This is a genomic window from Arthrobacter sp. K41, assembly GCF_059089645.1.
Genome location: NZ_JBNHEW010000001.1, coordinates 440,824 through 464,854 on the forward strand (window position 1 = coordinate 440,824; position 24,031 = coordinate 464,854).

At 65.4% G+C, this 24,031-nt stretch carries 22 protein-coding genes; 7 read left to right on the forward strand and 15 right to left on the reverse strand.

What is annotated here, in order from left to right:
• The first annotated feature begins 79 nt into the window (after window positions 1–79).
• Window positions 80–2,032, forward strand: a complete 1,953-nt coding sequence (locus AC5RTE_RS02070; RefSeq protein ID WP_494039743.1) for a M13 family metallopeptidase — start codon at window positions 80–82, stop codon at window positions 2,030–2,032.
• A gap of 76 nt (window positions 2,033–2,108) precedes the next feature.
• Here AC5RTE_RS02070 and AC5RTE_RS02075 read toward each other — a convergent pair whose 3' ends face one another.
• The 5 genes from AC5RTE_RS02075 to AC5RTE_RS02095 all read right to left on the reverse strand — a co-directional run bounded on the left by AC5RTE_RS02075 (window position 2,109) and on the right by AC5RTE_RS02095 (window position 7,605).
• A complete protein-coding gene (locus tag AC5RTE_RS02075; RefSeq protein WP_494039744.1) occupies window positions 2,109–3,680 on the reverse strand; it encodes an LCP family protein in 1,572 nt (523 codons plus the stop codon).
• A gap of 95 nt (window positions 3,681–3,775) precedes the next feature.
• Window positions 3,776–4,735, reverse strand: coding sequence for a GTPase Era (gene era / locus AC5RTE_RS02080; protein WP_494039745.1), 960 nt, complete (start codon window positions 4,733–4,735; stop codon window positions 3,776–3,778).
• On the reverse strand, window positions 4,719–6,050 hold the full coding sequence (locus AC5RTE_RS02085; protein WP_494039746.1) for a hemolysin family protein: 1,332 nt from the start codon (window positions 6,048–6,050) through the stop codon (window positions 4,719–4,721). The genes era and AC5RTE_RS02085 overlap by 17 nt, the downstream gene beginning before the upstream one ends.
• The gene (gene ybeY / locus AC5RTE_RS02090) at window positions 6,047–6,520 is read right to left on the reverse strand and encodes an rRNA maturation RNase YbeY (protein ID WP_494039747.1); all 474 of its coding nucleotides are present in this window, start codon (window positions 6,518–6,520) and stop codon (window positions 6,047–6,049) included. Before ybeY ends, AC5RTE_RS02085 begins: the two co-directional genes overlap by 4 nt.
• Window positions 6,517–7,605: a PhoH family protein gene (locus AC5RTE_RS02095; RefSeq protein WP_494039748.1), complete on the reverse strand. Its 1,089-nt coding sequence runs from the start codon at window positions 7,603–7,605 to the stop codon at window positions 6,517–6,519. The genes ybeY and AC5RTE_RS02095 overlap by 4 nt, the downstream gene beginning before the upstream one ends.
• A 359-nt stretch (window positions 7,606–7,964) precedes the next feature.
• Here AC5RTE_RS02095 and AC5RTE_RS02100 point away from each other — a divergent pair, with 359 nt between their 5' ends.
• The gene (locus AC5RTE_RS02100; RefSeq protein WP_494039749.1) at window positions 7,965–8,915 is read left to right on the forward strand and encodes a GerMN domain-containing protein; all 951 of its coding nucleotides are present in this window, start codon (window positions 7,965–7,967) and stop codon (window positions 8,913–8,915) included.
• Window positions 8,916–8,934: 19 nt separating this feature from the next.
• Here the strand turns inward: AC5RTE_RS02100 and AC5RTE_RS02105 are convergent, their stop codons facing one another.
• From AC5RTE_RS02105 to hrcA, 3 genes are all read right to left on the reverse strand, one after another.
• A complete protein-coding gene (locus tag AC5RTE_RS02105) occupies window positions 8,935–9,717 on the reverse strand; it encodes a 16S rRNA (uracil(1498)-N(3))-methyltransferase (RefSeq protein ID WP_494039750.1) in 783 nt (260 codons plus the stop codon).
• Between the two features lie 2 nt (window positions 9,718–9,719).
• On the reverse strand, window positions 9,720–10,847 hold the full coding sequence (gene dnaJ, locus AC5RTE_RS02110; RefSeq protein ID WP_494039751.1) for a molecular chaperone DnaJ: 1,128 nt from the start codon (window positions 10,845–10,847) through the stop codon (window positions 9,720–9,722).
• Window positions 10,848–10,926: 79 nt separating this feature from the next.
• Complete coding sequence (gene hrcA / locus AC5RTE_RS02115) at window positions 10,927–11,940, reverse strand: heat-inducible transcriptional repressor HrcA (RefSeq protein ID WP_494039752.1); 1,014 nt, start codon at window positions 11,938–11,940, stop codon at window positions 10,927–10,929.
• Window positions 11,941–12,115: 175 nt separating this feature from the next.
• On the opposite strand from hrcA, the gene AC5RTE_RS02120 reads away from it, so the two are divergent.
• The 3 genes from AC5RTE_RS02120 (at window position 12,116) to AC5RTE_RS02130 (ending at window position 14,127) form a co-directional block, all read left to right on the forward strand.
• Window positions 12,116–12,970, forward strand: a complete 855-nt coding sequence (locus tag AC5RTE_RS02120) for a DUF3097 domain-containing protein (protein WP_494039753.1) — start codon at window positions 12,116–12,118, stop codon at window positions 12,968–12,970.
• Between the two features lie 160 nt (window positions 12,971–13,130).
• Window positions 13,131–13,550 carry a DUF4870 domain-containing protein gene (locus AC5RTE_RS02125; protein ID WP_494039754.1) on the forward strand — a complete coding sequence of 140 codons (420 nt, stop codon included), beginning with the start codon at window positions 13,131–13,133 and terminating at the stop codon, window positions 13,548–13,550.
• A 64-nt stretch (window positions 13,551–13,614) separates the two neighbouring features.
• Window positions 13,615–14,127 (forward strand): 2'-5' RNA ligase family protein, encoded by a 513-nt coding sequence (locus AC5RTE_RS02130; protein WP_494039755.1) that lies wholly within the window; start codon window positions 13,615–13,617, stop codon window positions 14,125–14,127.
• Here the strand turns inward: AC5RTE_RS02130 and AC5RTE_RS02135 are convergent.
• From AC5RTE_RS02135 to lepA, 3 genes are all read right to left on the reverse strand, one after another.
• Complete coding sequence (locus tag AC5RTE_RS02135) at window positions 14,124–14,426, reverse strand: hypothetical protein (protein WP_494039756.1); 303 nt, start codon at window positions 14,424–14,426, stop codon at window positions 14,124–14,126. The two genes, AC5RTE_RS02130 and AC5RTE_RS02135, sit on opposite strands and share 4 nt — an antisense overlap.
• 156 nt (window positions 14,427–14,582) lie before the next feature.
• On the reverse strand, window positions 14,583–15,812 hold the full coding sequence (gene hemW / locus AC5RTE_RS02140; protein WP_494039757.1) for a radical SAM family heme chaperone HemW: 1,230 nt from the start codon (window positions 15,810–15,812) through the stop codon (window positions 14,583–14,585).
• A 36-nt stretch (window positions 15,813–15,848) separates the two neighbouring features.
• Complete coding sequence (lepA, locus tag AC5RTE_RS02145) at window positions 15,849–17,702, reverse strand: translation elongation factor 4 (RefSeq protein ID WP_494039758.1); 1,854 nt, start codon at window positions 17,700–17,702, stop codon at window positions 15,849–15,851.
• Window positions 17,703–17,876: 174 nt separating this feature from the next.
• On the opposite strand from lepA, the gene AC5RTE_RS02150 reads away from it, so the two are divergent.
• Both AC5RTE_RS02150 and rpsT read left to right on the forward strand, forming a co-directional pair.
• A complete protein-coding gene (locus AC5RTE_RS02150) occupies window positions 17,877–18,404 on the forward strand; it encodes a type II toxin-antitoxin system PemK/MazF family toxin (RefSeq protein ID WP_494039759.1) in 528 nt (175 codons plus the stop codon).
• Window positions 18,405–18,573: 169 nt separating this feature from the next.
• Window positions 18,574–18,834 carry a 30S ribosomal protein S20 gene (rpsT, locus tag AC5RTE_RS02155; RefSeq protein ID WP_011692086.1) on the forward strand — a complete coding sequence of 87 codons (261 nt, stop codon included), beginning with the start codon at window positions 18,574–18,576 and terminating at the stop codon, window positions 18,832–18,834.
• Between the two features lie 146 nt (window positions 18,835–18,980).
• Here rpsT and holA read toward each other — a convergent pair whose 3' ends face one another.
• The 4 genes from holA to AC5RTE_RS02175 all read right to left on the reverse strand — a co-directional run bounded on the left by holA (window position 18,981) and on the right by AC5RTE_RS02175 (window position 24,030).
• The gene (gene holA, locus AC5RTE_RS02160; RefSeq protein WP_494039760.1) at window positions 18,981–19,997 is read right to left on the reverse strand and encodes a DNA polymerase III subunit delta; all 1,017 of its coding nucleotides are present in this window, start codon (window positions 19,995–19,997) and stop codon (window positions 18,981–18,983) included.
• Entirely contained in the window at window positions 19,931–21,979 is a 2,049-nt protein-coding gene (locus AC5RTE_RS02165) for a ComEC/Rec2 family competence protein (RefSeq protein ID WP_494039761.1), read from the reverse strand. Before AC5RTE_RS02165 ends, holA begins: the two co-directional genes overlap by 67 nt.
• Window positions 21,980–22,069: 90 nt before the next feature.
• The gene (locus AC5RTE_RS02170) at window positions 22,070–22,984 is read right to left on the reverse strand and encodes a ComEA family DNA-binding protein (protein ID WP_494039762.1); all 915 of its coding nucleotides are present in this window, start codon (window positions 22,982–22,984) and stop codon (window positions 22,070–22,072) included.
• Between the two features lie 68 nt (window positions 22,985–23,052).
• Window positions 23,053–24,030, reverse strand: coding sequence for a DegV family protein (locus tag AC5RTE_RS02175; protein ID WP_494039763.1), 978 nt, complete (start codon window positions 24,028–24,030; stop codon window positions 23,053–23,055).
• Window position 24,031 lies beyond the last annotated feature (1 nt).

The window sequence follows — 24,031 nt, forward strand, 5'->3', positions numbered from 1 at the left end:
CACTGCCCGTCCGTTACGTCCACCATGCAGACGCCGACCGGTATACCGCCGGCCGCGGCCAGCATAAAAAGGAGCTCTCGTGCCCATTTCGGGGATCGACCTGTCCACCTTCGATAACACCGTCCGGCCGCAGGATGACCTCTACCAGCACGTGAACGGCGCGTGGTTGAAGACTACCGAAATTCCCGATGACCGGCCCCTTGAAGGCACCTTCACGGCACTGCGCGATGGTTCTGAGATTGCCGTGCGGGACATCATCGAGGAAGCAGCGGCCAAGGGCGGGGCCGCCAGCGGCATTGAGCAGAAGGTGGGCGACCTCTACAACAGCTTCATGGATGAAGCTGCCATTGAAGCCAAGGGCCTGGAACCGATCCGCCAGCGGCTGGCGGACGTCTTTGCCACCACCTCCGTGGCCGACCTGGTTGCCCTGGCAGGCAGGCTGTTCCGGGCCGATGTCGGCGGGCTTTTCTACATCTACCCCGCGCCCGACGCCGGCAACCCCGACCGCGTCCTTCTCTACACCGGCCAGGGCGGCCTCGGACTGCCCGATGAGTCCTACTACCGGGAAGAGAAGTTCGCCCCGATGGTGGCTGCCTACGGGGCACACGTCAGGACGATGCTTGACCTGGCCGGTGTTCCGGATGCTGACGGTGCTGCCGCACGGGTAGTAGCACTGGAGACCAAACTGGCGTCCCACCATTGGGACAACGTCACGCTCCGTAACCCCCAGAAGACCTACAACCTGAAGTCCGCGGACGAGGCCTCCGCCCTGTTCCCGCTGCTTTCCGCCTGGTTCAACGCCGCAGGCATCGACGAGGAGAAGCGGGAGGAGATCGTCATGAGCACTCCCCCGTTCTTCGAGGGCGCCGCCGGCCTTCTTCAGTCCGAGCCCCTGGCCCACTGGCAGGAATGGCTGGCCATGAGGGTTGTCAGCGCCGCGGCCCCCTACCTCTCCTCGGCATTCGTTGACGCCAACTTCGCCTTTTACGGGACCACCATCAGCGGCACCCCGCGGAACAAGGACCGCTGGAAGCGCGGCGTGGCCGTCGTGGAGGGCGGCCTCGGCGAAGCGGTGGGACAGATCTACGTTGCCCGGCACTTCCCCGAGACACACAAGGCGCGCATGGACACGCTCGTCGCCAACCTGATCGAGGCATACCGCCGCAGCATCACCGGCGTTACCTGGATGGGCGAGGACACCAAGGCCGAAGCGTTACGGAAGCTGGAGGGGTTCCGGGCGAAAATCGGGTACCCGGAGGAATGGATTGACTACTCCGCCGTAGAAATTGACCCGGCGGATCTTCTGGGCAACGTGGAAAGGGCACACAACGCCGATGTCGACCGGCACCTTGACGAGGTGGGCAAGCCGGTGGACCGCAACAAGTGGCTGATGACGCCGCAGACGGTCAACGCCTACTACCACCCCATGATGAACGAAATCGTCTTCCCGGCGGCGATCCTCCAGCCTCCGTTCTTCACGGCGGACGCCGATGATGCCGTGAACTACGGCGGCATCGGGGCAGTCATCGGGCACGAAATCGGCCACGGCTTTGATGACCAGGGCTCGCAGTTCGACGGCGGCGGCGCCCTGCGGAACTGGTGGACCGACGAGGACCGCCAGGCTTTCGAAAAGCTCACCGCAAAGCTGGTGGCCCAATACGATGCGCTCTCCCCGTACGCCGCGCCGGGACACAACGTCAACGGACGCCTCACGCTCGGCGAAAACATCGGCGACCTTGCCGGCCTTGCCATCGCCTACAAGGCCTACCTGATCAGCCTCGACGGCAAGGAACCGGAGGTCCTTGACGGCCTCACCGGGCAGCAGCGCTTCTTCGCATCCTGGGCAGCGGGCTGGCGGCAGGTGATCCGGAGCGAGGAAGCAATACGCCGGCTGGCAACGGACCCGCACTCGCCCAATGAGTTCCGGACCAATGCGATCGCGAAGAACCTGGACGCCTTCCATGAAGCCTTTGACGTCACGGACCAGGACGGCATGTGGATGCCGCCGGAGGAGCGAGTCAGCATCTGGTGACAAACAAAACCGGGACCTGCCGTTGGATGTTCGACGGCGGGCCCCGGTTGCGTTTAACGCTCAGCTGCGATGCCGGCTAACTGTTCACGATGAGGTATGGGTTGGCCTGCTGGCAGAGGGTGTCCCCGGCTGTCTGGTTGACGATGTCTTCCGGCAGCGCCACAGGGCTCCCGTACGTGGCACCCGAGGTGAAGTCGGTGCCCAGGTAGACCTGGACTCCCGAAACCGCCGGAGCGGGCAGCACCTGCGCGGCCGGAATCCCCAGCAGCGCGGCCACGTCAACAGCCACGTCCTCGAACCCTGCGCCGAAGTACACAGCGGACTGTGCCGCGGCGGTGGCCTCAAACTGGGCTGCCTGGGTGAATCCGCCGCCTATGAGGGCCTGCACAATTTCCTGTGCCCGCCCTGGCACGCCACTGCCGTTGGCCACGGTGACGGGCTGGAGTGCCTTGTCGTAGGGAGGCTGCGGAGGAGCAGTTTCAGTGGGAGCGGCCGTGGGCGGTGCCGGGGTTTCGCTGGGCGCCGGTGTGGCAGGCGCTGTGGGGTCGGTCAGGTCGATGTCCTGCCGCATAGCGGCGAACAACTGGGAGCCGGCCGGTTCGGCAATCTGCAGCCTGTTCGGGTCCAGATCGGCGGGGGCGGTGGGAACCGCTGCGAAGGCAACCTTGCTGATGTCGATGTCCTTGAGCCTGTTACCAATGGAAAGCAGGCTGGGCACTGAGGCCAGCCCCTCGTCCACCGTCAGGTTCTGGGTGACCACATCGGCGATCCTGAGCATCTTGCCGGGGTCGGACAGAGTGCCTTCATCCTTGATCTTCCGGGTAAGCGAAGAGAGGAACCCCTGCTGGGCTTTGATGCGTCCCAGGTCGCCGCCGTCGGCAAATGCGTGCCGGGTCCGCAGGTATGCGAGGGCCATCTCGCCCTCAACCGCGGACGTGCCCTTGGGAAGCCGGAGCCCTGAGTCGGGGTCAAACACGGCGTCGCTGATGCACACCTGCACGCCGCCCACCGCATTGGACAGTTCCTTCACCGCGTTGAAGTCCGCCATCATGAAGTGGTCCACTTCCAGGCCGGTCAGTTGGTTGACGGTATCAACGGCGCAGCCGATGCCGGCCTCATTCATCGCTTCGTTGATCATCACACCGCTGCGGGCGGGAAAAGTCTGTTTGGACTCCGCATCCGTGCATTCAGGAATGTCCACCAGCAGGTCCCGCGGGAAACTGATGACACTGACCCGCTTGTTGTCTTCGGAAATGTCCATCAGCATCATGACATCCGATTTCCCGTGGCCCTTGGAATCGTCCGCCGAGCCGTACCCGGCGTTCTTGCCATCACGGGTATCAGAGCCGAGGATCAGGATCTGCATCCGCCCGGTCGCACCGCTCACCGCTCCGTTGCCGCCGCCGGCGTTCAACGGAGCCTTGGAGATGTTGCTCTGGAGACGCACAAACCAGAATCCGGCGAACGCTATGGCGGCGATGAGTGCCACTGACAGCACGCCTGTGATGATTTTCAGCCACAGCGGCATCTTGCGTACAGAGCCAAGGTGGCGGGCAGCTCCATCGGTGCCTTCATCCGCGTGGCGGGACACCGGTCCCCCTGCTGATACGTCAGCTCCGTTTTCGCGCTTGTCGCGGCCTCGCCCCACGTGGTGAACCTTCCTCTAGATTCTGAATCCGGTCCATTTTAGTGGCCCAGGCTGGGAAATCCCCGGGCGGCCCGGCGGACGAACGTATTAAAGCGTCAGAAGCCGAGCTTTACCAGCTGTTTCGGATCCCGCTGCCAGTCCTTGGCCACCTTCACGTGCAGGTCCAGGTAGATGCGGGTTCCCAGCAGCGCCTCAATGCCCTTGCGCGCGTTCGTGCCCACTTCACGCAGTCGGCTACCGCCTTTGCCGATGATGATTGCCTTCTGGGACGGGCGTTCAACGTAAAGATTTACACGGACATCCAACAGGGGGCTGTCCTCAGGACGGTCTTCCCGCGGCACGATCTCTTCAACAACTACAGCAAGGGAATGCGGCAGTTCATCACGGACGCCCTCAATCGCGGCTTCCCTGATCAGCTCCGCAACCATCACGGCCTCCGGCTCGTCGGTGAGCTCCCCATCAGGGTAAAGCGGGGGCGACGGCGGCATGTGGCTGATCAGTACGTCAGCTACAGTCTTGACCTGGAAACCGTCGGCGGCGGACACCGGAACAATGTCCTTCCAACCTTCTTCTCCCAGCACTTCCCGCCCGAGCGCGGCAACGGCAAGGAGCTGCTCGGTAAGCGCCTGCCGGTCCACCAGGTCTGCCTTGGTGACGATGGCGATGACAGGCTGGCGGCCCACAGCGGCAAGCTGGGCGGCGATGTACCTGTCGCCTGGCCCGATCTTTTCGTTGGCGGGCAGACAGAACCCGATGGCGTCCACTTCCGCAAGTGTGTCCGCCACGAGGTCGTTCAGGCGTTTCCCCAGCAGTGTGCGGGGCCGGTGCAGGCCCGGCGTATCCACAAGGATCAGCTGCGCGTCCTCGCGGTGGACGATCCCGCGGATTGTGTGGCGGGTAGTCTGCGGCTTGGCGGAGGTAATGGCCACCTTCCTGCCCACCAGCGCGTTGGTCAGCGTCGATTTACCGGCGTTGGGACGGCCCACCAGTACGGAAAACCCGGCGCGGAAGCCGCCGAAATCATCTGCGTCGGCGGCCTTATTTTTCTTGCTCACGTGGAACTCCCTGCTGGGTTGCTTCCGCCTCCTGGAGGAGGTCTTCAAGGTCAGTGTCTACTTTTGGAACCTGGGACGCAATGATGTGGCTGACCCGGTTCCGGCGCCCTTCGAGCCTGTCGGCGCGCAGCGACACGCCGTCAACTTCGACGCTGCTGCCGACGATGGGCACCCTGCCCAGCGCCTTGGCGAGCAGGCCGCCCACGGTGTCCACCTCGTCGTCGTCGAGCTCAACGTCAAAAAGCTCACCGAGGTCATCGATGCTCATCCGGGCACTCACGCGGTAGGTGCCGTCACCAAGTTCCACGGCCTCAGCGCTTTCGGTATCGTATTCGTCCACAATTTCGCCGACGATCTCCTCGATCAGGTCCTCGAGGGTGACAAGCCCGGCGGTACCGCCGTACTCGTCGATAACGATGGCCACGTGCGTGGATTCCTTCTGCAGCTCGCGCAGCAGGTCGCTGACCTGCTTCGATTCGGGCACATACCGCACCTCCCGGACCAGCGAATCCACCAGGGGCGGCTCCTCGTTCGGGCCCAACCCGTGCAGGACGGCGGCGACATCCTTGAGGTAGACGATGCCCAGGATGTGGTCGGTGTCCTCGCCGATCACGGGAATCCGGGAGTACCCCGACCGCAGGAAGAGCGACATGGCACGCCGGAGGCTGGAACCTGCTTCGATGCTGAGGATGTCTGTGCGGGGAACCATTACGGCTCGGACCAGGGTGTCGCCGAAATCAAAGACCGACTGGATCATCTCGGCCTCCGTGTCCTCGATCATGTCCGACTCAGTGGCCCGTTCCACGAGCTCACGGAATTCCTGCTCGCTGAAGAATGCATCATCACCAACGGGCGCACCAGGAGCCACGGCGCTTCCCAGTGCCACGAGCCACGCCGGGATGGGCCCCAGCACCCAGGTCAGGAAACGGATCATCGGTGCCGTGAAACGCACGACGGCGGCCGAGTGGAGACGCCCAAGCTGGCGGGGAGAGACACCCACGATGACGAATCCCAGGAGTGCCATGATGCCGGTTGCGGCCAGTCCGGCCAGCCAAATATTGTCCAGCAGGCTGTACAGCAGGACAGCGACGGCAACGGCGGACGCCGATTCGAACCAGATGCGCCAAAAACGCAACGCGCGGATGTGCGCCACGGGCTGTGCCAGGATCCGGCGCATGGCAGTGCCGCGGCTCTTAAGGAGCGCCTCTTCAGCGTCGTGGCGCGGAAGGAAATTGAAGGCGGCCTCAGCCGCGGTCAGTACAGCCGCAACGGCCAGGAAAGCCAGGGCCATTGCGACCAGGAGCAGGGGGGTCACTGAATGGTCTCGGCGGGCGCTTCTTTGCCGGTGAAGCCGGACAGGAGCTCGCGCTGGAGGCCAAACATTTCCGCCTTCTCCTCAGGCTCGGCGTGGTCGTAGCCGAGCAGGTGCAGGATGCCGTGCGTGGTCAGCAGCAGCATCTCGTCCTGCAGCGAGTGACCGGCGTTCCGGGCCTGAACCTCAGCAACCTGCGGGCACACAGCAATATCCCCCAGCATGCCCTGCGGCGTGGGCCGGTCCGGGGTGCCCGGAGTCAGCTCGTCCATGGGCACGGACAGCACGTCAGTGGACCCGGGCTCGTCCATCAGCTCGATGTGCAGCTTCTCCATTGCGGGTTCGTCCACCAGGAGGATGGACAGTTCGGCCTGCGGGTGAATGTAAAGCTGCTCGAAGATGTACCGGGATAAGGCCACGAGCTCCGATTCGTCCATCTGGACGCCGGACTCGTTGTTCACCTCGATGCTCACGCGTGCTCCCCACGTTTTTCCCGGTTTGCCGAATGCTTGACCCGGTTCCGCTGGACGTCATCCCAGACGCTGTAGGCGTTCACGATATCTCCCACCAGGCGGTGCCGGACGACGTCGGCCGCGTCCAGGACCGAAAAGTTCACATCTTCGATGCCCTGCAGGATCTCTTCGACGATGCGCAGCCCGGACCGGGTACCGAAGGGCAGGTCCACCTGCGTAACGTCGCCGGTGACCACCATCTTGGAGCCGAAGCCAAGCCTGGTGAGGAACATCTTCATCTGCTCGGGCGTGGTGTTCTGCGCCTCGTCCAGGATGATGAAGGCATCGTTGAGGGTGCGGCCGCGCATATAGGCCAGCGGCGCCACTTCGATGGTGCCTGCTGCCATGAGCCGCGGTATGGATTCCGGATCCATCATGTCGTGCAGGGCGTCGTACAGCGGGCGCAGGTAGGGATCGATCTTGTCGCTCAAGGTACCGGGAAGGAACCCAAGCCGCTCCCCCGCCTCGACTGCCGGGCGGGTCAGGATGATCCGGCTGACTTCCTTCTGCTGCAGTGCCTGCACCGCTTTGGCCATGGCCAGGTAGGTCTTGCCCGTTCCGGCGGGGCCGATTCCGAAGATGACAGTATTGGCGTCGATGGCGTCAACGTAGTTCTTCTGGTTCAGCGTCTTCGGCCGGATGGTCTTTCCGCGGCTGGACAGGATGTCGTGGGTCAGCACATCCACAGGGTTCTGCATGGACTGCGTGCGCAGGAGTGCGACGAGCTGCTGCAGCACGGCCGGGCTGATGACAGTACCGCGGGCAACGAGTCCGCGGACCTCGTGCAGGAGCCGCATGATCCGCGGGACATCCGCCGCCGGGCCGCTGATGGAGAGCTCGTTTCCCCTGACGTGGAAATTGACGTCGGGGAACTGCTCCTCGATGAACCGCAGCGCCTCGTCGTGGCTGCCCAGCGATTGAACCATCTGGTCGGAATTGTCGAAGAGGACCACTTCGGTACGGACGCCGGGAAGTGTGTGGGGAAATTCGCCCGCTGCGCCCTCGCCGGTGACAAGCCTGCGCTTTCCGTTAGCTGATTCAGTCATAGTGCTGGCCCGCAGGCCTGTGATCCCCTCGATGTCGAAACAGTAGCTGTCAGCTGGTATGCGGCGGATGTTGCCGTTGCCTCCAGCAGTACCTTCCATCCTACGCCAGCAGGCACTCCTGGCCCCATACCGCATCCGGGCTTCCGGTGCTTTCCGGAACGGGCACAGCACTTGTTCCCGTTATTAGGTATCAACTTCATATCGGCCTCATATCGTTCCCGTTGCAGTTGGCCGGCCCGGCGCATCCCGGCGCATCTGCTCCCCGGGGCTGTGCAATGCTGGAAATCCAGCCCGCTGCTGGAACACCATGGCCGACCGGGGATCGGCCTATCCGACCAGGAAAGGACAGGGCAATCAAGGTGCCGGAAACCGCAGCGCCCCGCCGCGCCCGTGACCTCTTCAGCGGCGCCCGTTCAACGGTCTTCGCCGGTCTCCTGCTCGTGGTCCCTGCCCTGACGGGCTGCATCGCCGAACCGGGGCCAGCGCCCACCGGCCTCCTGTCCTCCAGCCCGGGAACCACATCCAGTGCCCCATCCACCAGCGCTCCCCTGGAGACTACACAGTCCTCCAACAAAGCACCCGTCTACTGGATCGGCCGCAGCAACAGCAGCGTCTTCCTCTATCGGGAATTCCGGGAGGTTCCCGGTCAGGAGAATCCGGTGACGGCCGCCCTCCGCGCCATGATGTCCGAAAAACCGCTGGATCCCGACTTCTTTACGCCGTGGCAGAATCCCCGCGAGCTTGCTACGTCGATCTCCGGCAAGGACGTCATCACCGTGGATGTGTCGGAGGATGCCTTTAACAGCAATCTTGACGCCGATATGGCAGCCCGGGCGGTTCAGCAGCTGGTTTATACCGCGACCGCGGCGGCGGCGAGTTCGGGGTTAATTGATTCCGGGCAGCAGATCCGCGTCCGGATTCTTGTGGATGGCCACACCGACTACGTCGCCTTTAACCATGTGCAGCTGGGCTCGCCGATGGCCCGGACGGCGGGGCTGGTGGCTCCCGTGTGGGTCATCGACCCCCAGGAGAACGTGGAGATGGCGAACGGCAGTGTCAAGATCACTGGCCGGAGCACAGTTCCGGGGGGCAAGCTGCGCTGGCAGATCCTGCGGTCCGAAAATAATGGAAACAAGACCCCCTTCCTGACCGGTGAGACAACAGCAGCTGCGGACCCGGCACAGGCAGGCGTATTCACCCTGGCCCTTAACCTGCCGGAGGGGGACTTCGAGTTGCGCGTGGCCCAGACCTCCAGCCCGGAAGGCCAAGAGGACGGCAGCGAAGACACCCGGAGCTTCAAGGTCCGTTAGCCCTGCTGTTGTTCCCGGCTCAGAGAGCCGGCGCGGCCCAGCGGCCCAGGACGTCGCTGGCAAGGACGACGGCGGCGGGTCCGGCAGTTGACGAACGCAGCACATGGTGCCCCAGGAGAGCCGTGACGGCGCCCCGGCCGCACAGCCTCGTCACTTCCCGCTGGCTGATGCCGCCCTCCGGCCCCACGATCAGGAGTACTTCCCGCACCCCGTCCGCGGCCCCGGTTTCGAGCCACGTCGCCAGGACTGCCCGGAAGGGGCGCACGGCATCTTCGTGCAGGATAACGGCAAGGCCCGCTTGCTCCACGGCGTTGGCAAGGCCGGCAGTGTCGACGGCAGCCCGCACCTCGGGGATCCAGGCGCGGCGTGCCTGTTTCGCGGCGGCGGAAACAACCGACTGCCACTTGGCGTGCGCCTTGGCCGCACGGTCGCCTTTCCAGCGCACGATGGACCGCTCGGACTGCCAGGGGACGACGGCGTCGATGCCAAGTTCGGTGGCCGTTTCAATGGCAAGCTCATCCCGGTCGCCCTTGGCCAACGCCTGGACCAGCACCAGCCGGATGTCCGGCCGGTGCTCAACAACCACTGAGTCACAAGCCACTTCGAGCATGGAAGGCGAAGCAGCTGTGACCTTGCCGCTCATCCGGGTCCCGGCGCCGTCCACAATGTCCACCGGCTCACCCGGTGCCAGCCGCTTAACGGTGACCGCGTGCCGCGCCTCGGGTCCTTCCAGGACAAAAGTCCCTGCCGGCACCATCCGGTCCAGTGACCCGGGCGCGGTGAAAAAGACGGGGTTGCTCACCGCTACAGGTTACCGAGCCGGTCCCGGAGCTTGGCGAACATGCCGCCGCCGGCAGCAAGTTTGCCATCGGTGATCTGCTCGCCGCGAAGTTTGGCCAACTGCCGCAGCAGGTCCTCCTGCTGCGCATCGAGCTTGGCGGGAGTCTCCACCTGGAGATGGACCTTCAGGTCGCCGCGGCCGTACCCGCGCAGATGGGTGACGCCCAGTCCGCGCAGGGTGATGATTTCGCCGGACTGGGTGCCGGCCTTCACGTCGATCTCCTGGGGCCCGTCGAAGGTTTCCAGGGTTACGTCGGTGCCCAGGGCAGCCGCCGTCATGGGAATGTTCAGGGTGGCGTGCAGGTCGTCGCCTTCCCGGACATAGGTGGCATCGTTGTTGACGCGGATTTCCACGTACAGGTCGCCGGCGGGACCGCCGGCGGGACCGGCTTCGCCCTGGCCGGACAGCTGGATGCGTGTCCCTGTGGCGACGCCGGCAGGAACCTTGATGGTCAGGGAACGGCGGCTGCGGATCCGGCCCTGCCCGCTGCACTCGTTGCAGGGGTCCTTGATAACAGTTCCAAAACCTTCGCAGGTGCCGCAGGGCGCGGCGGTCATGACCTGGCCCAGGATTGAGCGGACAGCCCTCTGGACCTGGCCGCTGCCGCCGCAAATATCGCAGCGCTCAGGATGGGTTCCGGGCCGGCAGCAGGAGCCCTCACAGGTGGGGCAGAGTACTGCCGTGTCCACTTCGAGCTTCTTGTTGACCCCAAATACGGCGTCGCGGAGCTCGATCCTGACGCTGATGAGCGCATCCTGCCCGCGCCGGACCCTTGAGGCGGGGCCCGTGGTGCCACCTGCGCCGAAGAAGGTGTCGAAGATGTCCTGGAAAGCGAAGCCCTGGCCGGCGTAGGCCCCGCCGCCGAATCCGTTGTCCGTGCCGTTCTCGTTGCCGGTGGTGTCGTAGACCCGGCGCTTCTGGGGATCCGAGAGAACCTCGTAGGCGTGGGTTACTGCCTTAAAGCGGTCCGCAACATCTTCACCGGGATTCACATCCGGGTGAAGGGTTCGGGCCAGCTTGCGGTAGGCCTTCTTGATCTCTTCCCCGGTGGCATCCGGTGCGACTCCAAGGACTTCGTAGTGGCTGCTCAAAGTTTGTATCTCTTCCTTGTTGTTCTGCCTGCAGTCGTGCTGCATACACTGCTGTGCGCCCAGGGGCGCTGTACTGCGGTCAGGGTCCCAGGATCCGTGACAGGTAACGGGCCACAGCCCTCACTGCCGCCATGGTGGTGGGGTAATCCATCCTGGTGGGACCCAGCACGCCGATTTTGGCGACACTGTCCGGGCCGTAGCCCGTGGCCACGACGGATGCCTCCGCCAGGCCATCGTAGGGGTTTTCACGCCCGATGCTCACGGCAACTCCGCGGTGGTCCTGCGCCATCTCGCTCAGCAGGCGCAGCATCACCACCTGCTCCTCGAGCGCCTCCAGCACAGGTCCGATGCTTAGCGGAAAATCAACGTTGGACCGCGCAAGGTTTGCTGTGCCGGCCATCACCATCCGGTCTTCGCGGCTGCTGTGGGCCAGGGCCTCCAGCCCGTGCGCAAGTGCCTGGGCTGCCTGGCGTTGACCGGGGGCAGCCCCGGACACCACTGCGGGCAGGGACTGTCCGAGCTGCGCCAGGGGAGTTCCGGCGAGCGATCCGAGGAAGCGGCCGCGCAAAGCAGCGATGGCATCATCCGCGAGGTCCTGCCCGACGTCGATGACCCGCTGTTCAACCTTGCCGCTGTCGGCGATCAGTACCACCAGCACCTTCCGCGGGGCAAGGAGAACGAATTCGATGTGGCGGACCAGTGCCCGGTTGAGGTGTGGGTACTGGACCACCGCCACCTGGTTTGTCAGCTGGGACAGGAGCCGGACGGTGCGTTCCAGCACGTCGTCAAGGTCGTCCGCGCCTTCGAGCAGTGACTGGATGGCACGCCGCTCAGCCTGGGACAAAGGCTTTACTGCGGAAATCTGGTCGACGAAGAGCCGGTAGCCCTTGTCGGTGGGGATACGGCCTGCGCTGGTGTGCGGTGCGGTGATCAGTCCTTCGTCCTCAAGCGCTGCCATGTCGTTGCGGATGGTTGCGCTGGAGACACCGAGATGGTGCCGCTCCACCAGGGCCTTGGACCCGACGGGCTCACGGGAGTGGACGTAGTCCTCCACTATGGCCCGCAATACTTCCAGTTTGCGCGGCTCGCTCACACTCCACCTCCATCCAGGTTCAGGGCAGTCGTTCTGCCCGCACCGTATCTCTCCAGGGGTTAGCACTCGACATGCCCAAGTGCTAACAGTCTAATATGACTCGCCCCGTTGTTAGCATTGGTACCGCTCCGGGCGAAATTCCGGGCCACCATCCAGCACGAAGCGGAGTGATTCCATGCATTACCAGAACTGGGGAGCCCAGGACCTGTCCGCACCTGCCCGGACGCAACTGCCGGAAGTACCCGTGGAGCGGGGCATGGTGCTGGAGGATGTCCAGTCCGGCTGGGTGGGCGCGGTGACCCGGGTAGAGAAATCGGGTGGAATGCATGTGGTGGCCCTGGAGGACCGCCGCGGCAAGTCCCGGTCCTTCCGGCTGGGTTTCGGGTTCCTCCTTGAAGGGCAGGCAATCCGGCTGATGCCCCCGTCCCCGCGGCCGGCCGCGGGCTCCGGGGCCGCGGCCGGCAGGACGGCGTCGGGTTCTGTCCGGGTGGCTGGGCAGCGGGCCCAGGTTGCCAAGGCGAGCCGCATCTGGGTGGAGGGAAAGCACGACGCCGAGCTCGTCGAGAAGGTATGGGGCGATGACCTTCGGGTGGAGGGCATCGTCGTCGAACCCCTCCACGGCATTGATGACCTCGCTGCCGCTGTGGCCGATTTTAAGCCGGGCCCGGCCAGGCGCCTGGGGGTGCTCGTGGACCACCTGGTGCCCGACTCAAAGGAGTCGCGCATTGCCGAATCCGTGATGTCCTCTCCCGGCGCTGCAGGCAATGTGCTGATTGTGGGGCACCCCTACGTTGACGTGTGGCAGGCAATCCGCCCGGCTGTGCTGGGAATCGAGAAATGGCCGGTGGTGCCGCGCGGGCAGGACTGGAAAACCGGCATCCTGTCCGCCTTCGGCTGGCCTCACGAGACCAAAGAGGACATCGGCCTCGGGTGGCAGAAGCTGCTGGGCGCCGTCCGCAGCTACGCCGATCTGGAGGCGTCGCTGCTGGGGAGGGTGGAGGAAGTCATCGATTTCCTCACCGTCCCCTGAGCCCGCCGCGGGCCGGGCTGTCGCGCTGCCGGAAGGCGGATAGGGTCGGGCATCGGCGTTGCACCCAGTATTCTTGGTACTGCGGTGCCTGCCGACCGCAGGACCGCCAGCAGGCATGGCATTCTTAGTCAGCACCATTGCACTCCAGAAGGAACAGACTGTGGCAGAAAATGCACGCGATCACAGGGACAGCCCGGTGGGCCAGGCCCGTTCGGAGTACCACGGCGTTCCGGCGAATGCCCTGCCCCTGACAGCCAGCGAAGACCGCCAGTGGGCCACGCTGGCCCACTTCGGCGGCATCTTGGGCTGCGTTCCTTCGCTCCTGATCTACCTGATCTTCCGTGACCGTGGTCCGTTCACTGCGCAGGAGTCAAAGGAGGCGCTGAACTTCAGCCTGCCGCCCACCATCGCCGCAGTGGTTGCCAACATCCTGGTCTTCGTGCCGGTGATCGGCAACATTTTCGCCGTTATCGCCACCCTGATCTGGATTGGTCTGACCTGCTTTTCGGTGGCTGCCGGAATCCATGTCAACCGCGGCCAGCCGCACCGCTACCCGTACAACCTGCGCTGGATCAAATAACGCAACCGGGCTCTGGGCCAGAGTAAAAGCCATAGCATCTGCGTCCGTCAGGCATGATGGGGAAATGCGCAGCGTCGAGTTGACCTTCGGGGAATCCACGGATTCTTCCATCAGGACTGATTGGGCCACGCTCTCGGAAGCCGGCCTGCCGAGCCTCGCCTCGCACACCTCCCCCAGCAACAGGCCACACATCACACTGGCCGCAGGCAACCTGCTCGATGTTGGGCGGGACATCCATGACCTGTGGAGCGGGCTGCCGTTCAGTATCAGGTTTTCAGGCCTGGTGGTCTTTCCTGCCGGGGCCGGCAAATACGTTCTGGCGCGCTTGGTTGTGCCGGCGGCGGATCTACTCCAACTTCACGCCCGGCTGCATCAGCGGTGTACCGGCGCCTACGAAAACACCCTTCCGAATGCCTGGACGCCGCACGTCACCCTTGCCCGCAGGATCCCCGGGCACCGGCTCGGGGCAGCCCTGGATGCCCTGGCGGCCAGGACTGAGGGTCAGTGCGTCGAGGCCCGTCTTTGGGACAGTTCCACCCGTACCATCACGTCCCTGGGCGGCCGTCCTGCGGATTAGGAATTCGTACTGTCGGGAGTGAGGGCACAGCGGACTTCCGCGAAGGAACCATCGGGGTTGAAGCCCAGAAGTACGTGGGTTTTCCTGAGCCAGCGGCTGAACATGATGCTGGACCCCGCGTAAAGCACTAAAGCCGCAACAACAACGAGGAGTGCGGTGGCCGCTGCAGTCCTGTAGGAGTCGTAGCTGGGGTGGCCGGCCGCGATGTCTCCCCGGAGCAGAGGGTAGAGCAGCCCGGTTAAGTAGAGAGATCCTGCCAAAAGCGGTCCACCGAACGCAATCCCTATCCAGGCCCCCACGCGCTTACGCCTTTGCGCGTACCGTCTGAACTGACTTTCCCATTCCTCCCGGTCGGGCACGAGCAAAATTGCCCTCTTGCTTCCCACGTCCTCCCCCAGACTCTTCGTTGCTGTGCACATCATAGGCTTAACCCCCGGACTGCGGGAGGCCGCGCATCAGTCAGGCAGTACGCGGCGGACCACCGCGTCGGCCAGCAGCCTGCCCTTGAGGGTGAGGACGAGGCGTCCCCGGAAGGCTGCGGCCGGCTCCACCAGGCCGTCGGCGATCAGGCCCGCGACCTGGTGGCGGCCTTCGGCACCGAGGGCAGAAACCTCCAGGCCGGCCTGCAGGCGGGCCTCGAGCATCACCCGTTCCACGTTCCGCGTTTCCGGGTCAAGCGTTTCCCTGCCGGCGGCAGGCGAAAGACCCTGCGCCAGACGGCCTGCATACGCGGCGGGATGCTTGACGTTCCACCAGCGGACTCCGCCCACGTGCGAATGCGCGCCGGGTCCGATCCCCCACCAGTCATCACCGCGCCAGTAGGCCAGGTTGTGCCGGCAGGCCTGCTCCGGGGTGCGGGCCCAGTTGCTGACCTCGTACCAGCCGAGGCCGGCTTCGGTGATCAGCTGGTCGGCGAGCTCATACTTGTCGGCGTGGTCGTCGTCGTCGATTCCCGGTACCTCACCGCGGCGGATTTGGGCAGCGAGCTTGGTGCCGTCCTCCACGATCAGCGCGTAGGCGCTGATGTGGTCGGGCCCGTAGGACAGTGCTGTCTCCAGGGAGCACCTCCAGTCCGCCAGCGACTCCCCCGGCGTTCCGTAGATCAGGTCCAGGCTGACGGCGAGCCCGGCCTCGCGGGCCCACTGGACCACCTGCGGGACCCTGGCGGGCGAGTGCGTGCGGTCCAGCACCTTGAGGACGTGCGGAACGGCGGACTGCATGCCGAAGGAGATCCGGGTGAAGCCGGCCTCCTTGAGGATGGCGAGGGATTCCGGCGTGACCGAATCGGGGTTCGCCTCCGTGGTGACCTCGGCGCCGTTTTCAATTCCCCAGTGGTCTATGGCGCGGCGGAGGATCAGGGCAAGATCCTCTGCGGGGAGCAGGGTGGGCGTGCCCCCTCCGAAGAACACCGTGCTCAGCTTCCTGGGAGGCAGGCCGGATTGGGCCAGTACCCGGGCCGCCATCGACACCTCAGAGGCGGCCGTGCCCGCATACGAATCCTGGGAGGCGCCGCCGCCGAGTTCCGTGGCGGTATAGGTGTTGAAGTCGCAGTATCCGCAGCGCACAGCGCAGAACGGGATGTGCACGTACAGGCCGAACGCCCGCTCCGCCGAACCGTCCGCTGCCTGGGCAGGCAGCAGGCCGTCCGACGGCGCGGGGTCGCCGAGGGGAAGGGTGCTAGGCATTGCAGGGGCCTCCGGTGTTGCCGGACGCGGTGTTCACTACTTTTTGGCCTTGTCCTTGGACTCGTCGGTGGTCAGCGCGGCGATGAATGCTTCCTGGGGGACCTCGACCCGGCCCACCATCTTCATGCGCTTCTTGCCTTCTTTCTGCTTTTCCAGCAGTTTGCGCTTGCGCGAGATGTCACCGCCGTAGCACTTGGCCAGCACGTCCTTGCGGATAGCGCGGATGCTTTCGCGCGCGATGATCCTTGAGCCGATGGCGGCCTGGATGGGCACCTCAAACTGCTGGCGCGGAATGAGTTCGCGCAGCTTGGTGGTCATCATGACGCCGTAGGCGTACGCCTTGTCGCGGTGTGTGATGGCGGAGAAGGCATCCACCTGCTCGCCCTGGAGCATGATGTCCACCTTCACGAGGTCGGCCACCTGGTCACCGTCGGCCTTCCAGTCAAGCGAACCATAGCCCCGGGTCTTGGACTTGAGGATGTCGAAGAAGTCGAACACGATCTCGGCCAGCGGCAGCCGGTACCGGATCTCAACCCTGTCCTCGGACAGGTAGTCCATGCCGCCCATCACGCCGCGCCGGCTCTGGCACAGCTCCATGATGGCGCCGACGAACTCGTTCGGCGCCAGGATGGTGGCGGACACCATTGGCTCGCGGACTTCGGAGATCTTGCCCGAGGGGTATTCGCTGGGGTTGGTAACGTGGATAACCTTTTTGTCCTCCAGCGTTACCTCATATTCCACGTTCGGAGCGGTGGAGATAAGGTCCAGGTTGTACTCGCGTTCGAGCCGCTCGCGCGTGATTTCAAGGTGGAGCAGTCCAAGGAAACCCACGCGGAAGCCGAAGCCCAGGGCTGCGGAGGTTTCCGGCTCGTATACCAGGGCGGCATCGTTAAGCATCAGCTTCTCGAGTGCGTCGCGCAGCACCGGGTAGTCCGTGCCGTCCAGCGGATACAGGCCGGAGAAGACCATGGGCTTGGCATCGGCGTAGCCGGGGAGCGAATCGGCAGCCGGCTTCGCAAGGTTGGTGACGGTGTCGCCCACCTTGGACAGGCGGACATCCTTTACGCCGGTGATGAGGTAGCCCACTTCGCCGACGCCCAGACCCTTCGACGGGGTTGGTTCCGGGGAGCTCACCCCGATCTCCAGGAGTTCGTGGGTGGCCCGGGTGGACATCATCTGGATGCGTTCACGGGGGTGCAGCATCCCGTCCACCACGCGGACGTAGGTGACGACACCGCGGTACGTGTCATATACCGAGTCGAAGATCATGGCGCGGGCGGGAGCATTTGCGTCTCCCACCGGGGCTGGAAGATCACGGACAATCTTATCGAGCAGCGCTTCGACGCCCATTCCGGTCTTTCCGGAGACACGCAGGACATCCTCCGGGTCCCCGCCTATGAGGCTGGCCAGCTCCGCCGCGTACTTCTCGGGCTGGGCGGCCGGAAGGTCAATCTTGTTCAGGACCGGGATGATCGTGAGGTTGTTCTCCATGGCCAGGTACAGGTTGGCGAGGGTTTGCGCCTCGATGCCCTGCGCCGCGTCGACCAGGAGGATGGCTCCTTCGCAGGCCGCCAGAGAGCGGGAAACCTCGTACGTGAAGTCCACGTGGCCCGGAGTGTCGATCATGTTCAGCGCGTAGCTGCTTCCCTCAAGTTCCCACGGCATCCGGACCGCCTGGGACTTGATGGTGATGCCGCGCTCACGTTCGATGTCCATGCGGTCCAGGTACTGGGCCTTCATGTCGCGGGGCTTCACGACGCCGGTCAACTGCAGCATGCGGTCGGCCAGTGTGGACTTGCCGTGGTCAATATGCGCGATGATGCAGAAGTTCCGAATGATGGCCGGATCTGTCGCGGCGGGCACCGGGGCGGTGCGGGCCATGGGAGACACGCAGGGTCCTTACTGTTGGCATTCACGCGGCCGCCGCCAGGACGCACCGAGGGCACCCTGCGGACTCTCCGCACATCTGGAACCTCAAGTGTCCCACGTCCCGGCCTTTGGCACTGCATCATCGGCGTCGTGATGTTCCCCGCCCGCCGCGGCGGCCGGCGCTAGGGTTGCTGAATGGCTATCGACTTCCGCTCCCTGGCAAACGCCGTCAAAGCCGGATTGCGTGTCCTGCAGAAGACGGGAAGGACCGCACCGGCGGGCCCGGCCCGCCGCGCTCCCTCGCCTGTCACGTCCGGGAACGGTGAATATGTGGGCGACTTTCGGGGCCGGTTCTCCGTCCGGTACGCACCGGACCCGAACGGTGAACCGGATCCGGGTGAGGTGGTGTGGGCCTGGGTGCCTTACGAAGAGGATCACACGCGCGGTAAGGACCGCCCTGTGCTGCTGGTGGGCCGCAGCGGAAGGCACCTTCTCGGGCTTATGCTCACCAGCAGGGACCGGGTCCCCGGCGCGGGGGCATCGGCAAACTATATCGATATTGGGGCTGGCGCCTGGGACAGGCAGGGCCGGCCCAGCGAAGCCCGGCTCGACCGCATCGTCCGGCTCCCGCCGGAGAGCATCCGGCGGGAAGGCGCTGTACTGGACCGAGCTCAGTTTGAAAAAGTGGCCGAAGGGCTCCGCCGGCGACACGGCTGGGACTAGCTTCGCGAATGGCCAGCCCTGCTCCTGACCTGCTATTCTTTGTAGCTGTGTGTCCGTGCAGGTCGACGGCCACTGATGGTTGGCCGCCATAGGTATCCCCACGCCGCTCAGTCAATGGCCAATCTGAAAGCCCTCTAGACCATTTCCGCATTAAAAAGAGAGTTCACACGTGGCGAATATCAAGTCCCAGAAGAAGCGCATCCTCACCAACGAGAAGGCACGCCTGCGCAACAACGCAGTCAAGTCCGAGCTGAAGACGGCCATCCGCGCCGTCAACACCGCCGTTGAGTCCACGGACAAGGATGCAGCTGCTGCTGCCCTGGTTGCTGCCAGCCGCAAGCTGGACAAGGCTGTCAGCAAGGGTGTTCTGCACAAGAACAACGCAGCGAACCGCAAGTCGGCGATCTCCAAGAAGGTCAACGCACTGTAAGGTTTCCAGTTCCCTGAACTGATGGTTGTGGCCGGTACCGGTTGGTACCGGCCACACATCTTTAACCGCCCGTACCCGGCCTTGCGTCCTGGCGCAGGCCTACCGGCAGTCCCACCTGTGCGGCCACCGGCTGGAGGTGGTACCCACTACCGGCCCTGGACGGACATGGCGATCACCGTGACCGCATGTTCCACGGCGTAGACCGGATCGCGGGACAGCCCCTTGACCTGGGCGTCGGCTTCGGCAGTGGCCTGGATGGAGCGGACCAGTCCTTCCGGCGTCCACCGCCGGACCTCCCGCTGGGCCTGTTCGACCAGCCAGGGCTGCATTCCGAGGTCTGCAGCTATTTGGGCCGAAGAGCCGGAAGCGCCGGCCACGCGGGCCACCGTCCTCAGCTTTGCCGCCAGCGCGGCAACCAGCGGAACGGGATCGGCTCCCGTTGCAAGGGCATGGCGGAGAGTGGACAATGCCAGCGGGCCGTTTCCTGCCATGGCAGCATCGGCGACCTTGAAGGCCGTAGCCTCGATCCGTCCGCCGTAGTAGCGGTCAACGATGTCCGTGGTTACTGTCGTGCCGGCATCCGCGATCAACTGGCTGCACGCTGCTGCCAGTTCCGAGAGATTCGCCCCGACGGCGTTCACCAGGGCCTGCACCGCCTCCTGTTCAATCCTCCGCCCGGCCGTCTTGAACTCCGAGGCGACGAAGGCAACCTTGTCCGCGTCCTTCTTAAGCGGCTGGCAGTCCACAACCGGCCAGCCGCCCTTCTTGATGGCGTCCAGCAACTTCTTGCCCCGCACTCCCCCGCCATGCCTCAATGCCAGGACGGCGTCCGGCTCCGGGTGGCCGATGTAGGCAAGGGCGTCGGCCAGGAAGGCGTCGTTCATCGATTCGACAGCCTCAACTTCGATGAGCTTGCTTTCGCCAAACAGCGACGGGCTGACCTGCATCAGCAAGGACCCGGCCTCGTAGGATGCGGCGTTGATGCGGCTGACCTCAACGTCGGGAGCGGCTGCCCGCACCTCTGCACGAACCCTGTCCATTGCTCTGATGCCAAGGTACTCTTCAGGCCCGCTCACCAGGACGACGGCGGCCGGCGTTACGTCCCGCCAGGTGGGCCCTGCCGATGCCGGCGAACGGGTTGCACGTTTCTGCGCAGCGGCCATCGGAGCTTCCTTCCGGAAAGTTTTGTGGAGTATCCCAGCCTGCCATGTCCCGTGGCCCGAACCAAGCCCGGGCCACGCTTCTGCGGCACCCGTGCAGCGGACCGCCGCAGCGGTTCCCGGCTGCGGCTCTTTAGCACCCCGGCCGCGTACCGTTCCAGCATTTCCAGCAGGGATACAACGCGCCGGTGCGCGTCCGCCACAGACCGAATGAGCCGGTGCGGCCGGGCCGCCGCCCATACGGCCACGATCGTCAGCATCGAAAGGAACAGCATGGTCAAGACGCCGGACACACCCTCGGGCCAGGGAAGGGCTGCGCCCGGAAGTTGGGAGGTGAACCTGGCTGTCGCCGCCACGCCCGCGCTGAACGCACCCGCCAACGCGATCAGGACGGTTCCTGCCCACGGGGCCAGCACCACCAAAGGCACGGCAGCCGTTCCCAGCAGTGTCACGGGCGCCACGAGCGGCGACGCGATAACGTTGGCCAGCAGCGAGTAGGTGGAAAATTGGGGCTGCAGCACCACAATCACGGGTCCGCAGAGCAATTGCGCGGACAACGGAACAGCCACTGCAGCCGCGGCCCAGCGCGGAACGGGCTCAGGAGTCCACTCCATGATGCGTTGGCCGAGGACGATGATTCCCAGGGTTGCCAGGACGGACAGGAGGAACCCGAAACTCGTTCCCAACCCGGGGTCGATCAGCAGGAGGCCGATCACGGCAAGGCTCAGGAAGCTCAGGCCACGCCCCGACCTGCCACCGGCCAGGGACAGAACAGCTACGGCTCCCATGAGCGCTGCCCGCAGGACACTCGCATCGGGGCCAACAAGCAGCACGAACAGCCCGAGGCCTGCCACTGCCAGCACGGCCGCAGGCAACCGGGGTAAGCGGAGCCGCCGGCACACCAGCAGCAGCGCCCCGAGAACCAGGCTGCAGTTGGCTCCGCTGACAGCTGTTAGGTGGGTCATGCCCACGCTTTTCATTGCAGCGTCCAGGCCTTCATCGAGTGCTGTGGTATCCCCGGTAACCATTCCCGGAAGCAGGCCGCGCGGATCCGGGGCGAGGAAAGAGGCGGCGGAAACGAACCGTTCCCTCAATTCCCTGGCAGCTCCCGGCAGGATGGGCGGGCCAACCTGCAGCCCCGGTCCCGAGGACGCTGTGAGGATGCCGGCCTCCTCCCGTCCGGGATCGGCGGGGCGGAGCGTTCCGGTAGTCCGGACCAGTTGGCCGGGCATCACTGCGTCCCAGCCGCCCCCGCCCACCACCACCAACTGGGCCCGCGCCCGCAGCACAACGCCGCCGGTACTGATGTCCCGGGTCCAAACCGGCACCGACCAGCGGGCAGGTGGACCAGCCTGGTTGGTGGCAGTCAAGGCGCGGGGCGCCCCTGCCACTTCCACAACCGCCACCACAGACTTTCCGGACGAGACGGCGGCTGCGAGGGGACCTTCGTGGCGCTGAGTGGCGGCCACCGCTGAATGGGCAGCCGTTGTTCCCGCAAGGAGGAGGGCTACCGCCATGGTGGTAAGGAAGCTGCGCCGGCCCTGATTCCCGCCTCCCCGGTAAACTGACGAACCGCCCCGGGATTTGGCGGCACGGCCCAGCAGCAGGCCCGCCACCGCGAGCAGTGCACAGCAGAAGCCGCCCAGTACCATCGGGGGCAGCCAAAGCCCGGCAGCGGAGGCAGCCCAAACGAGCGCCGCCGGCAGCGCGAGCCGGAGGTCTGTGCGGCGGCGGAACACCTCACCGCCGGTGTCTGCCTCCTGCAGTGCTTTCCGGTTGCCCTCCCGTAACCGGGCCCACCGGGAAATCCAGAACGTGTGGAGGCTTTCGCCGGCGCCACCGGCCAGGCGCAGCCATCCCTGCCGCGGTTGCCCCGGCGTGCCGGCCCGGAACCCCTTCGAGGCCCTGGCCTGCCGGCGACCGAAGGCATCAGCGTGCCGCGCATCATGCGCGCCGGCCGCGTGCCCGCGGACTGCTGACTCCACGTAGTGGCTCCAGGGACTCGCCCCGGTCCCCCCTGTCCCGTTACCCATGGCACGGTGCCGTAGTCCTCATCATTAAATCTTTCCTTCGTCTCATAGGGTCACCAGGGGCAGCAATGCTTCAAGCATCCTTGGACCGACACCATCAATGGCGTCAAGGTCCTCGACCACCTTGAACGGACCGTGCTCCTTGCGCCAATCCACGATTCGCTGCGCCAGCACAGGGCCGACTTTGGGCAGGCCATCCAGCTCCTCCACTCCGGCGGTATTGAGGTTGACCTTCGATCCAGCCGGCGCTCCGGCGCTCCCGGCCGGAACGTCCCCGGCCGCCGGCTTCCCCGGTTCCGCGGGACCGGCCGGCAGAGGTTCGCCGTGCAGCGGGACGTGGATTTTTTGCCCGTCTTCTACCACCACGGCGAGGTTAAGGCGGTTGAGGTCGGCTCCAGGGGCCGGCCCTCCGGCTGCGGCTATGGCTTCGTGGAGGCGGCTGCCGGCGGGCAGTTCCACCACTCCGGGCTGCAGTACTGATCCCGCTACGTGAACCACCACTGTGCTTTCCGGTGCGCTTTCCTGCGGGGCTGGCTCGGGACCGGCCCGGCTGCCGCCACCGCCGTCCTCGCCCGGGGAGCTGTCCCCGGCCGCCGGTGCGGCGGTTCCGGAAGCGACGCCGCCGAGCGGCAGAACCTCCGGCCGGCCGGCCCCGGCCTGCCACCAGAACCAGGCACCGGCGGCAACTGCAAGGACACCCAGGAGCACAGCCAGCCGAAAGCTGAGGCGCCAGCGGACGGCAGGGCCAATGTCAGTGAGCTCCCTGGCTTCAGGCTCTTCTCCGGGCAGGGCACGGCCACCTAATGCCCCGCCAGCTCCTCCCGGGCCCCGGTATTCAAAGGAGGGCCCGCCGTCGTCACCGGCCAGCAGCCCCGGGGAGTCGCCACCCAGGGTGGCGTTCAGCCGCCTCCTGACGCGGTGAGCCTGTTCCTCCACTGCTCCGGCATTTCGGCGTGACATACCTCCAACCTAGGGACAGGCCGCGCCAGGGAGACAGGGCAGGCGGAGGCTATGTGGAAAGCACGTGCTCAGCCGGCGTCGACGGCGGCAGGGTTGTCGCCCACGATGACGGCGAGAACGCCCAGCCCGGCATGTGCGGCAAGTACGGCAGGGAGGGAACTGATTTGGGCGGGAGGGCACTGCGGCAACGCGGCTTCAAGCCTTTTGGCAAGCCCCTCAGCCTCCGCCTGGTTGCCGAAATGGTGGACGGCAAGACGGACGTCCGCAGCAGTGCGGGCAGAAGCGTCCGCGGCCACCATCTCCTCCAGCCGGGCAACTGCCCGGCTGGCCGACCGAACCTTCTCCAGCGGTACGATCTTTCCGCCGTCCACCCCCAGAATGGGCTTGATGGCGAGCATGGTGCCCCACAGCAACGCGGCTGCACCGATCCGGCCTCCGCGGCGAAGCTGCTCCAGGCTCGGGACATAAAAATAAACCTTGGTGCGTGCCGCCTGGCTGGTGGCAGCAGCGGCCGCTGCCACCGCATCGGCGCCTTCCCCGGCAACGCGGGCAGCTTCCTGGACCGCCATCCCCAAGGCCATGCCCACCGTTCCGGAATCCACGACTTCCACCGGTATGTCCACCCTTCCGGCGGCAAGGCGCGCAGCATCTGCCGTGCCGGACAGGCCGGCCGAGATGTGGACGGACACTACCGAGTCAAACCCCTTGCGCCGGGCTGCCGCGTAAGCCTGCTCGAACTGTCCCGGCGATGGACGGGAGGTCTTCACGGAAGTCCCGCTGGCCAGTGCCAGCGCGATGGTTTCCGAGATGTCGTCTTCGCCTTCACCGTAGATCTCATCCCCCACCATCACGGGCATGGGAATAATAGTGAGGCGTCCATCACCCGTCAGTCCGGCGGCCCAGTCAGCCGGCAGCGCGGCGGCCGAGTCGGTCACCACGGCAGTACGCACGACGGCGTCCGCCCGGGTTGCAGAGGCCTCCTGCCGGCGGCGGGCCAGCAGGCGCGCCCGGATCCGGGGCCAGGCGGCGGCGTCGCTGTTGGGCAAA

Coding starts and splice junctions, on each gene's coding strand:
- AC5RTE_RS02095 (WP_494039748.1), bottom strand. CDS start 7,605: ATGACTGAATCAGCTAACGGAAAGCGCAGGCTTGTCACCGGCGAGGGC.
- AC5RTE_RS02120 (WP_494039753.1), top strand. CDS start 12,116: ATGCATTACCAGAACTGGGGAGCCCAGGACCTGTCCGCACCTGCCCGG.
- AC5RTE_RS02130 (WP_494039755.1), top strand. CDS start 13,615: ATGCGCAGCGTCGAGTTGACCTTCGGGGAATCCACGGATTCTTCCATC.
- hemW (WP_494039757.1), bottom strand. CDS start 15,812: ATGCCTAGCACCCTTCCCCTCGGCGACCCCGCGCCGTCGGACGGCCTG.
- AC5RTE_RS02150 (WP_494039759.1), top strand. CDS start 17,877: ATGGCTATCGACTTCCGCTCCCTGGCAAACGCCGTCAAAGCCGGATTG.
- holA (WP_494039760.1), bottom strand. CDS start 19,997: ATGGCCGCTGCGCAGAAACGTGCAACCCGTTCGCCGGCATCGGCAGGG.
- AC5RTE_RS02170 (WP_494039762.1), bottom strand. CDS start 22,984: ATGTCACGCCGAAATGCCGGAGCAGTGGAGGAACAGGCTCACCGCGTC.